Raw genomic sequence first — 11730 nt, forward strand, 5'->3', positions numbered from 1 at the left:
CCCCGCTAGCCGTCGGCCTCCCGGTCGGCCTGCCCGGGTTCGCTCCGGTCCAGCAGCACCTCGTCGATCCGCTCGGTCGGCAGCCGGTCGCCGGAGCTGGCCGTCGCGGCGATCATCAGCTCCCCGGCCAGATCGATCTCGTCGAGGGCCGCGTCGTCGTGGCCGCCGCTGCGGCCGCCCGTGGACGACACCACCTGCACCACCCCTTCAGTGCCTCGCCAGCCCGGGCGGCAGCCACCCGGAGCCCAGCCTAGGCACTCCGGGGCCCGTCCACATGGCACGGACGGGCCATCTCGGCACCGCCGAAACGGGTGGCCGTCGCTCCCCGGACGGCCACCCGCCCCGGCCGCACCCCGTCTCGCCCCGGCAGCCCGGGAAGCATCGGACCCGCCCTACTTCGGGCTCTCCGTGGGCTTCATCTGGTAGATGTCCGAGGCCGCGGGCTCGGCCGCCTCCACCGGCTTGCCGAAGTCCGCCAACGAGGTCGTCGACGTCACCTTCACCTGGTCCTTGGGCTCCTTCGACCCGGCCACCCCGGCGAAGGTGAACACCTCGACCACCTTGCGCAGCCGGCCCTGGTCGTCCAGCCAGGCGTCGTACGGGACCTCCTTGACGGTGAAGGTCTGCGCGCCCGTCCGCAGGCCGTCCCCGCCCCGCCCGCCGGTCGCGTCGGCGGCCTTCGCCAGGTCCAGGGTGCCCCGGTAGTGGTGCAGCGCGACGCCGTCGACGGTCTCGGTGCCCACCGCCTCCGCCTTCTGCGCCCCGCGCAGCGCCCCCGCCGCCGAGGCCGGGTCGGTGGCGCCGCTGCTGACCAGGTTGCCGTCCGGCAGCTGACGCACGTCCAGCTTGACCCACTTGCCCTCGGGGACCTTGGCGCCGCTGTTCTGGAGGTAGACGGTGCCCGGCAGGACCACCTCGACGATCTTCCCGGTGGTCGCCGCGCCCGGCGGCACCTGGACCTCCAGCCGGCCGATCCGCTTGACGTAGTCGTAGCCGCCCGTGCCGCTGAACGAGGCCTTCTTCTCGGCGGACTCGGTGACCAGCTCCGTCGCGGTGTGCGCGGAGCCGGTGCGGCCGGTGATGTCGGCGGCGTTGCGCACCGCCGTCAGCGGGTCCGCGGCGAGCTGGTCGGGCGCGGCCGACTGCTGGTCGGAGGAGCCGTCGACGGATCCTCCGGAGCAGCCGGCGGCCCCCGCCGCCAGGGCGGCGGCGAGCAGGGCGGCCCCGGCCGCCGAGCGCAGGTGCGGACCCGGCCGGCGTGCCGGCCGTCCGGTGCGCTGCTGGTCGGTCATCTTCATCCTCGCGACAACCCCCTCGGGCCCGACTGCCCCGCCGGACACCACCGGTGGGCAGAGCTCTTTCCGGGCAAACGAGTTGGGGCGCGAAGGGTTACGGGGCCGGTACCGCCGGAGCGTCGCGCGGGGGGCGTCCGGCGCGTTACGGTGAACCACGTGCACAGTGAGCTGCCGGTCGCACCCGGCACCACCAGGATGCCCGAACACCGCCTCGTGATCAGCGAGCGCGGCTCCTTCGCCTTCGCGACCTGCAGCTGCGGCTGGTACTCCCCGGCCCGCCGCTCGCGCGACCTGGCCCGCCGTGAGGGGGCCGACCACCTCGCCGGGAACGGTGCCGAGCCGGACTGACCGCCTGGACCGCTTGGCCGCGTCCGCCCGCGGGCTCAGGCCGCGAGGTCGGACTCCGGCGGCTGCTCCCCGGCCCGCACCGTCCCGCGCCCGCGCCGACGGCCGCGCGGACCGGCCCCGCCGCGGGCCGCGCCGCCGCGCTCGGGCGCCCGGATCAGCGGGGCGACCGCCGTCCGGCTCAGCGCGTGGCAGAACGGCACCAGCACCGCCATCGCGATCGGCGCCAGCAGCAGCACCACGGCGACGGCCAGCGCGAAGCCGCCGATCACGTCGGTCGGGTAGTGGACGCCCATGAACATCCGGCAGAAGCCCTGGAGCAGCGCCAGCCCGCCGGCGATCCAGCCCAGCCTGCGGTTCACCAGGAACAGCGCCACCGCGACGCCCATCGTCATGGTCGAGTGGTCGCTGACGAAGGAGTGGGTGCCGGCCTTGCCGTCCACCAGCACCAGCAGCCCCGGATGGTCGACGAAGGGGCGTGGGCGGTTCACGATCGCGGCGATCGGCAGGTTCGCCAGCTCGGCGACCGCCACCGAGAGCGGCACCCAGAGCAGCCCGGCCATCGCCACCGGCGCGTCCGGACGGCGCCTGGCCTGGAGCCAGGCCACCAGGCCCAGCATCGCCAGGCCGATCAGGATGCCGTACTCGCCGATCCACGAGACCAGGTGGTCAAGCCACTGCGGGGAGCGCTTGGCCAGGCCGTTGACGGCGTAGAGCAGGTCGAGGTCGGGGTTGGTCGTGTCGGCAAGCGGCGTCGACACGCCGCACCTCCTTCTGGTCCACTGCACCTGTACGTTCCCGCCGGGGCTGGCCCGGCGCCGAAAGCTGACGGGGGGCCACCGGACCCAACGTCATCGCCGGGACACAGCGTTCCATGGAAACACGCGGTTATGTAAACGTGACTCAGCGTCCACGGCGCGCACACAGGTCCCGGCCGTCCCGGCCTCCTCGGGCCTACCCTCCCGTCCCGGTGGGACTCGGCCCGGCCTGCGCGGGCGGGGCGGCGGCCGCGGGCCGGCCGGAGGCTGCCGGAGCACCGCTCGGAGCACTGCCCGGCGCGCTGCCCTGGGTGCCGCCATGGCCTCCCGCCGGGGCGGTGGGCTCCGTCCCGCCCGGCCGGCTCGGGGCGTTCACCACGCCGTCGTTGTTGCGGGTCGGCAGCGCCTGGGCGCCGTCCGAGGTGACCCGGGTCGCGCCGATGTACTCCCGGGTGTCGATCTTGTCGTAGCGGATCACCGCGCCGGTGTGCGGCGCGTTGATCATGTACCCGCCGCCGACGTAGATCCCGACGTGGTGGATGCTCCGCGGATCGCTCAGGTCCGTCGCCCAGAACACCAGGTCGCCCGGCCGCAGCTGGTCCCGCGACGGGTGCGGCCCGGCGTACCACTGGTCGTTGGCCACCCGGGGCAGGGTGATGCCCACACTGGCGAACGCGGCCTGGGTCAGGCCCGAGCAGTCGAACCGCCCGTTCTGCGAGGGCAGGCCCTCGCCGCCCCACAGGTACGGGGTGCCGAGCTTGGTCTGCGCGAAGTAGATCGCGGCCGACGACTGCGCGGACACCTCCAGCGGCGCGGTCGGCGAGACCGGAGCGGTGAAGCTGCGGGCCATCGCCTGGATGTTCCGCACGTAGCCCTGGGTCTCCCGGTACGGCGGGATCCCGTTGTACTTGAGCACCGCGCCCTCGCCGGCGTTGTAGGCGGCCAGCAGATTGGCCTGCGGGTCGCCCGGGACCTTCGCGACCTGCTTGGCGATCGCGCAGTCGTAGGTCGCGGCCGAGGCGATCGCGTCCAGCGGGTCCCAGACGTCCGCCCTGCCGTCCCCGTTGCCGTCGGTGGCGTACGAGCTCCAGGTGCCCGGCATGAACTGCGCCATGCCCTGCGCCCCGACCCCGGAGCGCGCCTTGGGGTCGAAACCGCTCTCCTGGTACAGCTGCGCCGCGAGCATCGGCGGGGAGATCTCCGCGCAGAGCGCACCCCACCGCTGGATCGGTTCCTGGTAGGCCGCGGGGACCGTTCCGGGGGACAGGGCGGAACGATTCGCCGCCTGCTGCGGCGTCCCACTCGCCGCATAAGTCCCTATCGTCACCAGCCCGATGAACCCGAAACCAACAACTCCCGCAGCGACGGCGGCCGTACCGGCCTTCCGGAGTACCATCAGCACCATCCCGACGAGTCGTCAGTCGAAGTGTCCCGGAAGGCGTTGCTCACCGCAATCATCAGAGATACGAACAGTGAGCGCTATCCTTCGTACGGTGTACATCCTCGCGTACGTGTCCGATGCCTCACGACCAATCCGCGAGAAGTAGCCAAGTCGACATCAGATCTGGCCAAGAATAGGTACCGACCCTTCGCGCGGGCCGGGTCCGGGCCCTTGAATTTGCCTGATCGGGCGGTGAGATGGAAATGAACCTGAGCAGCGTGCACACCAATGCGGTCAGCCACCTGGCCGAGGACCCCCCCAAGAAGCCGAACATCGACACCATCATCGGCGGAATCGCCCCGGACTGGGGGCCGTTCGCGACCCTCGGGTCGGAGGCGCGGGTGATGGTCGAGGTCATCATGGCCGTCGCCATCCTCCTCTGCCTCGGCATCGCGGTCTGGGGCGCGGCCAAGCAGCGGATCGGGGCGACCGCGATGCGCGACAGCTTCGGCGCCGAACAGGGCAAGGGGCTGATCGTCGCCGGACTGACCGGCGTGTTCATCATCGGATCACTCGGCACTCTGTTCACCATTGTCTACGGCATGGCGATCTGACGATCGGACAGCAGTAGTCCGATCTGCCTGAGACCGGGTCCCCGTCCGGACCCCCTCCGACGGCCGGCCCGCCAGGACCTCACCCCCGTTCCCACCCTCCGCTCGCGCCCGCCCCCGGGCGGAGGGCCCCCGGAGCCGCCCCGGCTCCCCGCACCAGGAGGGCCGCCGTGCCGTTGTCCGACGACCAGCCGCGCACCCGTACGCGCCTGCCGGTCGGCGAACAGTCCTCCCCCCAGCAGAACCACCGTCAGTCCCGCCCGCTGCGCGCTCTGCTGGCCGTCCTCGTGGTCGTCACCCTGCTCGTCGTGGCCATCGCCATCGCCAACCGGGTCACACCCGGCAGCGGAAGCGGCACCGGAGGCGGCGGCGCCTCCGCCGACCGCGCCGGCTCCGGCGCCGGCCCCGCCCCCAGCGGCGACCAGCCCGTCGGCACCACCGTCAACGGCATCCCCACCGGCTACCCGCACACCGAACCCGGTGCCCAGTCGGCCGCCACCAACTACGCGGTGGCGATCGGCTCCGCGGACATGTTCCGCACCGACAGCCGGCACGGCATCATCACCACCATCGCCGACCCGGACGCCCTGGCGGGGCTCCAGGGCCGGCTGGACCAGGGCTTCGGCGGCGACACCGCCACCCGCTACGGCCTCGACGCCCAGGGCCACGCGCCCAAGGGCCTCACCTTCGTCAGCCGCACGGTACCGGTCGGCACCAAGTCGACGGGCTACAGCGACGGCGACGCCAAGGTCGAGGTGTGGTGCACCGGCCTCACCGGCCTCGCCGGCGAGCACTCCGTCCAGCCGGTGACCACCAACTGGTTCACCCTCACGCTCTCGCTGCACTGGACGGGCAGCGACTGGAAGCTCACCGACTACACCAGCAGGCAGGGCCCCGCGCCGCTGCCCGCAGACCAGCAGGCCGCCACCGCCGATGAGATCACCGGCGCCGTCCAGCAGTTCGGGGGGTTCCGCTTTGCGCGTTGACCAGACCTCACGCCGTTCCGGCGCACGGCGCCGCGTGGGCACCCTCGCCGGTGTGCTGGCCACCTTGCAGGTGGCGGCGCTGGCGGCCGCCCAGCGGGTGCTCGCGGAGCCGTCGCCGACGCCGAATCCGAGCGGCACCGCCAAATCCAACTGCCCTGACCTGCCGATCTCGGGCAGCGACATTCTCTGCGCCGACAAGCCCGGCGGGGGCTCCCTCCCCGGTGGCGGCGCCGTCGGGGCCGTGGCCGATCCGCTCGGGTCGTTGGCCAAGAGCTGTGCGCAGGCCGCGGCGTGGGTGGTGCGGAAGCTGTCGGGGGCGATCGACGGGACGACGCAGGTGGACTTCACCAATGCGTCGTTCCTGCAGCAGTATGCCGTGGTGTTCGCCGTGTCGACGGTGATCACGTTGGTGCTGTGGCTGCTGGCGGTGGCGAAGCGGGCGGTGCGGGGGGCGCCGTTGGCGACGGCGTTCTCGGAGGCGATCGGTTTCCTGTGGCTGACGGTGGTGGCGTCCGCGTTCACGCCGTTGATCCTGTACACCGTGGTGAGCGTGACGGACGGGCTGACCAAGGCGATCGCGGTCGGGACGAAGACGGACACCGGGTCGTACCTGGGGGGCTTCGCCGACACGCTGGAGAAGGGCGACGTGGGCGGCGGCCCGCTGATACTCGTGATCGTGTCGCTGGTCGCGGTGCTGGCGGCGGCGGTGCTCTGGGTGGAGCTGCTGATCCGGGCGGCGATGCTGTACGTCGGCGCGCTGCTGGGTACGGCGGTGTACGCGGGGCTGGTGGACCGGCAGCTGTGGAAGCACGTGCGGCGCTGGGCGGGGGTGATGCTGGCGGTGGACCTGGCGAAGCCGATCATCGTGGTCATCCTGGGCCTGGCGGGCGCGGTGGCGACCGGCTCCGGGGCGGACGACGACTTCGCCCGGGTGCTGTCCGGGCTGGCGATCCTGTTCCTGTCGATCTTCGCGAGCGCCTCGGTCTACCGCTTCGTGCCGGGTTTCGGCGACGAGATGCTGAACATGCGCGGGGCCCGGGCCAATGCCGTGCAGGCCGGTTCGGCGATGATCAACGGCACCGCGAACCTGATGAAGCAGGGCATCAGCACCCACGGCGACCGCGGCCAGGCGGCCGGTACGGGGGGTGGCGGGGGTGCCGGCGGCGGTTCGGTCGCGCCGGGCATCGCCGCGCACGCCGGGCGGACGCCGTCCCCGCCGCCGCAGGGCGGGCCGAAGCAGGGCCCGGTTCCGATCCGCGACAGCAATCCAGCGAAGGGAGGGTGACGGGTAAGTGAGCAGTGAACCGCTCGGCCAGTACGGTGCCCAGTACGCCCAGCCGTACGTCCACCAGCGCCGCACCTACCTGATCGGCAAGGCCCGCCCGAACGCGCCGATCGGCCGGAACCGGGAGTCCGGCGAGATCGTGCTGATCATCTTCGGGGCCTTCCTCGGCATGCTCTGGGGCCTGCTGATGCCGGTCCTGCCGCTGCGGATCGGCGGTCTGGTCGGTCTGCCGGCGCTCGCCATCGCGGCGGTGTACGTGCCGTACCGCAGGCGGACGTTCTACAAGTGGGTGGAGATCAACCGCACCTACCGCCGGACGGTCCGCAGCGGGCGGGCGGTGTGGCGTTCGGACGTGATGGACGCGGGTACCCGGCTGGACGGCCGGGAGGTGGAGGTCGGCCCGCCGCCGGGGGTGGGGCGGCTGCGCTGGCTGACGGCGCCGTTCGGGCCGGACGAGGTCGGGGTGCTGATGCACCTGGAGCGGCGCACGGTGACGGCCGCGATCGAGATCGAGGGCCCGGGCGTGGGCCTGCGGGACTCGGAGGACCAGGAGGCCCTGGTCGACCGCTTCGGGACGCTGCTGAAGCACGTCGCCAACGGGGACGGTTTCGTGACCCGGCTGCAGATCCTGGCCCGGACCCTGCCGGCCGACCCGGACGCGCACGCCAAGGACGTCGAGCGGCGCGGGGACCCGTCCTCGCCGCGCTGGCTGCAGGACTCGTACGACCAGCTCCAGTCGATGGTGTCGACCTCCTCGGAGCAGCACCGGGCGTACCTGGTGGCCTGCATGCACTACACCCGTGACCTGGCCGCCGAGGCGCACGCGATGGGCCGGACGGCCACCGGGCGGCGGGCGCGGGACGACGAGGGGCTGGCGGCCGTGATGGCGCGCGAGCTGACCGACATCTGCGCCCGGCTGGCCGAGGCGGACATCCGGGTGCGCCAGCCGCTGGGCCAGGCCCGGCTCTCCTCGCTGCTGCACTCGATGTACGACCCGGACCACCCGATCGACCACATCCAGGCGATGTCCCGGCGCAACGCCTGGCCGGCCGAGCTGGACGCGACCGACCCGCAGTACCTGCAGGCGAAGACCCGGGAGTCGGCGACCCGGGAGCCGTGGTGCCACGCGACCGCGTGGATCAAGGAGTGGCCGCTCACCCCGGTGGGCGTCAACTTCCTGGCGCCGCTGCTGGTGCACACCCCGGACGTGATCCGGACGGTCGCGGTGACGATGGACCTGGAGCCCACCGACGTCGCGATCGAGCGGATGCTGACCGAGAAGACCAACGACGAGGCCGAGGCGAGCCGCGCGGCCAAGATGAACCGCACGGTCGACCCGCGCGACCTGGCCCATACCGGCCGGGTGGACCAGCGCGGCGACGACCTGGCCTCCGGCGCGGCCGGGGTGAACCTGGTCGGCTACATCACGGTCTCCTCGCGCAACCCCGACGCGCTGGCCCGCGACAAGCGGACCATCCGGGCCTCGGCCGGCAAGAGCTACCTCAAGCTGGAGTGGTGCGACCGCGAGCACCACCGGGCCTTCGTCAACACCCTCCCGTTCGCCACCGGCATCCGCCGCTGAGCGGACGCACCCGCACACCCGTGCACCCGCACACCCGTACGTCCGTCCACCGCTGACCCGTCAGGAGCCCGCCCATGGCGCTCGGCAACCTCTCCGAGGCGTTCACCAGCCTGATGTTCGGCAAGGTGGAGACCACCCGTCTGCCGGTGCGCACCTCCACCGGCCAGGCGCAGGCCGTCTACCTGCCGACCGCCGCGCCGGGGCTGGGCGACTCCGGGGTGATCATCGGGCGTGAGGTGTACAGCGGCAAGGGGTACGTCTACGACCCGTTCCAGCTGTACGGGCAGCAGCTGCCCGCCCCGCACTGGCTGGTGCTCGGCGAGTCCGGCAACGGCAAGTCGGCGCTGGAGAAGACGTACGTGCTGCGGCAGCTGAGGTTCCGCGACCGCCAGGTCGTGGTGCTGGACGCGCAGGGCGAGGACGGCGTGGGCGAGTGGAACCTGATCGCCAACGCGCTGGGCATAAAGCCGGTCCGGCTGGACCCGATGGCGGCCCGGGACGGCGGGGTGAAGCTCAACCCGCTGGACCCGGCGATCACCCAGAACGGCCAGCTGTCGCTGCTGCGCACGATCGTCGAGGTGGCGATGGGGCGCGGGCTGGAGGAGCGGGCCGGCTTCGCGCTGAAGGCCGCGCACGCCCACGTGGTGGCCTCGGTGAAGGACCGCCAGCCGGTGCTGGACGACATCATCGACACCCTGCGCAACCCCGAACTGTCCTCGGTGGAGTCGCTGGGCGTGGCGGTGGGCGAGGTGCAGTCCTGGGGCCTGGACGTGGCGCTGGTGCTGGACCGGCTGGTCGACGGCGACCTGCGGGGCATGTTCGACGGGTCGACGACCGACGGCATCGACCTGGACGCGCCGCTGATCGTCTTCGACCTCTCGCACATCGACCGCAACTCGATCGCGATGCCGATCCTGATGGCGATCGTCGGGGTGTGGCTGGAGCACACCTGGATCCGGCCGGACCGGAAGAAGCGCATCTTCCTGGTCGAGGAGGCCTGGCACATCATCAACAGCCCCTTCGTGGCCCAGCTGTTCCAGCGGCTGCTGAAGTTCGGCCGCCGGCTCGGCCTGTCCTTCGTCGCGGTGGTCCACCACCTGTCCGACGTGGTGGACGGCGCGGCGGCCAAGGAGGCCTCGGCGATCCTGAAGATGGCCTCGACCCGGACGATCTACATGCAGAAGGCCGAGGAGGCGCGGGCCACCGGCCGGGTGCTGGGTCTGCCGCGCTGGGCGGTGGAGATCATCCCGACCCTGTCGCCGGGTATCGCGGTCTGGGACGTCAACAGCAACGTCCAGGTGGTCAAACACATCATCACCGAGGCGGAGCGCCCGCTGGTCTACACCGACCGCGCGATGACCGAGGACGCGGTGGCCGAACGGGTGCGCGCGGACCAGAAGTTGGCGGCCGAGCCGGGGGTCTGAGGGGCCTTCTCCGCAGGCTCCGCACCCGGCGGACGGTGACGGTTCGTCCGTAGGTAATCCTCTCGTTACGTTCCACGTCCTGACAGCTACGCGCGTTGACCCTAGGCTTCGCAGTCGCAACACATGTCACACGCCCGAACGCCGCCGCTGTCCGCAGCCGGTGCTCCCTCCAAGGTGCAGGGGAACCCTTCATGCTCACCGTCAGATCCCGACGGACGGCGCTCGCCGTCGTCGCCGCCGCTGGTCTGCTCGGCACGGTCGTCGTGCCGACGGCCGCCCAGGCCGCCGACGCCAAGCGCCACAAGACCGTCAACCTCCAGCTGCTGGCGATCAACGACTTCCACGGCAACCTGGAGCCTCCGGCCGGTTCGTCCGGCACGATCAAGGAGATCGACCCGGCCACCGGCAAGGAGGTCGCCACCCCGGCCGGCGGCATCGAGTACCTGGCCACCGAGCTGCGCAAGGCGCGCATCCCGGCCGACGACTCGATCACCGTCGCGGCCGGCGACATCATCGGCGCCAGCCCGCTGACCTCGGCGCTCTTCCACGACGAGCCGACCATCGAGGCGATGGACAAGCTCGGCCTGGACGTCACCTCCGTGGGCAACCACGAGTTCGACGAGGGCGCGCAGGAGCTGCGTCGCATGCAGGACGGCGGCTGCCACCCGACCGACGGCTGCTACGAGCCCGGCCGCACCTTCAAGGGCGCCAACTTCAACTACCTGTCGGCCAACGTCACCGACGAGAAGACCGGCAAGCCGCTGCTGGCGCCCTACTGGGTGACCAAGTCCCAGGGCGTGAAGGTCGGCTTCATCGGCGTCACCCTGGAGGGCACGCCGAACATCGTGACCGCCGAGGGCGTCAAGGGCCTGAAGTTCGCCAACGAGGTCACCACGATCAACAAGTACGCCGCCGAGCTCAAGGCCAAGGGCGTCAACTCGATCGTCGCGCTGATCCACGAGGGCGGCTACCCGGCCAGCGGCGTCTACAACTACGACTGCGGCGCGGCCGGTCAGGGCGTCTCCGGCCCGATCGTCGACATCGCCAAGAAGATCGACCCGGCGGTCGGCGCCATCGTCACCGGCCACACCCACAACGCGTACGCCTGCAGCATCCCCGACCCCAATGGCGTCCCGCGCTCGGTGACCAGTGCCGCCTCCTTCGGCCGGCTCTTCACCGAGATCGACATGAAGCTGGACAAGACCACCGGCGAGATCGTGCGCCCCTCGGTCAAGGCCGAGAACCACGTGGTGCGCCGCACGGTCGAGAAGGCGTCGGACATGACGGCGCTGGTCGACCACTACTCCAAGCTGGCCGCCCCGATCGCCAACCGTCCGGTCGGCTACGTCGCCGCGGACATCAACGGCCGCGGCAGCAACGACCTGGAGAAGCCGCTCGGTGACGTGATCGCCGACTCGCAGCTCGCCGGGCTGGCCCCGGCCGACAAGGGCGGCGCCCAGGTCGCCTTCATGAACCCCGGCGGCATCCGCTCCGACCTGGTCTACAAGGCCTCCGGCGGCGAGGGCGACGGCGTGGTGACCTACGGCGAGGCGTTCACCGTCCAGCCGTTCACCAACATGATGCAGGTCAAGACGCTGACCGGGGCCCAGCTGATCCAGCTGCTCCAGCAGCAGGTGAGCGGTTCCAACGCGGCCGCGCCGAAGGTCCTCCAGGTGTCCTCGAACCTGCACTACACCCTGGACATGCGCAAGACCGGTGCGGACCGGGTGGTCGTGGACTCGGTGCGGCTGAACGGCGCGCCGGTCGACCCGGCGGCCACTTACCGGGTCGCGGCCAACGAGTTCCTGGCCGGCGGCGGCGACGGCTTCCCGGCCTTCGCGGCCGGCACCGACAAGCTGGTCGGCGCCTCGGACCTGGACGTCTTCGTGGCCTACCTGAGCGCCCACAGCACGGCGGCCTCGCCGCTCCAGGCCCCGGCGCGGGACCGGATCAAGGTCATCGGCCCGGGCAGCGACATCGACTGACCGTGAGCCGGCTCCGGGGCGTGTGCCCTGGGACGGGGGCGGGTGGGGCGCTGTCGGGGCGCCCCACCCGCCCCTTTC

Annotated in this window: 11 protein-coding genes; 7 read left to right on the forward strand and 4 right to left on the reverse strand. The window is 72.0% G+C overall.

The genetic code is table 11. From position 1 onward, the window contains the following. Nucleotides 1-5: 5 nt before the first annotated feature. Nucleotides 6-194 (reverse strand): hypothetical protein, encoded by a 189-nt coding sequence (locus ACWDD9_RS36610; RefSeq protein WP_049655983.1) that lies wholly within the window; start codon nucleotides 192-194, stop codon nucleotides 6-8. 198 nt (nucleotides 195-392) lie between these two features. Beyond that, complete coding sequence (locus tag ACWDD9_RS36615; protein ID WP_049655966.1) at nucleotides 393-1292, reverse strand: LolA-like protein; 900 nt, start codon at nucleotides 1290-1292, stop codon at nucleotides 393-395. 159 nt (nucleotides 1293-1451) lie between these two features. On the opposite strand from ACWDD9_RS36615, the gene ACWDD9_RS36620 reads away from it, so the two are divergent. Next, nucleotides 1452-1643, forward strand: a complete 192-nt coding sequence (locus ACWDD9_RS36620; protein WP_143204767.1) for a hypothetical protein — start codon at nucleotides 1452-1454, stop codon at nucleotides 1641-1643. 35 nt (nucleotides 1644-1678) lie between these two features. Here the strand turns inward: ACWDD9_RS36620 and ACWDD9_RS36625 are convergent, their stop codons facing one another. Next, the gene (locus ACWDD9_RS36625; RefSeq protein WP_387830988.1) at nucleotides 1679-2401 is read right to left on the reverse strand and encodes a phosphatase PAP2 family protein; all 723 of its coding nucleotides are present in this window, start codon (nucleotides 2399-2401) and stop codon (nucleotides 1679-1681) included. A 193-nt stretch (nucleotides 2402-2594) separates the two neighbouring features. Further along, a complete protein-coding gene (locus ACWDD9_RS36630) occupies nucleotides 2595-3794 on the reverse strand; it encodes a C40 family peptidase (RefSeq protein WP_449813981.1) in 1200 nt (399 codons plus the stop codon). Between the two features lie 248 nt (nucleotides 3795-4042). Between ACWDD9_RS36630 and ACWDD9_RS36635 the strand changes: the two genes are divergently transcribed. The 6 genes from ACWDD9_RS36635 (at nucleotide 4043) to ACWDD9_RS36660 (ending at nucleotide 11652) form a co-directional block, all read left to right on the forward strand. Further along, nucleotides 4043-4393 carry a hypothetical protein gene (locus ACWDD9_RS36635; protein ID WP_049654299.1) on the forward strand — a complete coding sequence of 117 codons (351 nt, stop codon included), beginning with the start codon at nucleotides 4043-4045 and terminating at the stop codon, nucleotides 4391-4393. Between the two features lie 167 nt (nucleotides 4394-4560). Next, the gene (locus ACWDD9_RS36640) at nucleotides 4561-5376 is read left to right on the forward strand and encodes a hypothetical protein (protein ID WP_074006423.1); all 816 of its coding nucleotides are present in this window, start codon (nucleotides 4561-4563) and stop codon (nucleotides 5374-5376) included. A 52-nt stretch (nucleotides 5377-5428) separates the two neighbouring features. Beyond that, nucleotides 5429-6661: a hypothetical protein gene (locus tag ACWDD9_RS36645; protein ID WP_449813982.1), complete on the forward strand. Its 1233-nt coding sequence runs from the start codon at nucleotides 5429-5431 to the stop codon at nucleotides 6659-6661. 7 nt (nucleotides 6662-6668) lie between these two features. Beyond that, a complete protein-coding gene (locus tag ACWDD9_RS36650; RefSeq protein ID WP_049654294.1) occupies nucleotides 6669-8243 on the forward strand; it encodes an SCO6880 family protein in 1575 nt (524 codons plus the stop codon). Nucleotides 8244-8317: 74 nt separating this feature from the next. Then, nucleotides 8318-9667 (forward strand): ATP-binding protein, encoded by a 1350-nt coding sequence (locus tag ACWDD9_RS36655; RefSeq protein ID WP_049654291.1) that lies wholly within the window; start codon nucleotides 8318-8320, stop codon nucleotides 9665-9667. Nucleotides 9668-9858: 191 nt separating this feature from the next. Continuing rightward, nucleotides 9859-11652: a bifunctional metallophosphatase/5'-nucleotidase gene (locus ACWDD9_RS36660; RefSeq protein ID WP_449813983.1), complete on the forward strand. Its 1794-nt coding sequence runs from the start codon at nucleotides 9859-9861 to the stop codon at nucleotides 11650-11652. The last annotated feature ends 78 nt before the right edge of the window (nucleotides 11653-11730 follow it).

Source organism: Kitasatospora sp. NPDC001119 (assembly GCF_053598475.1).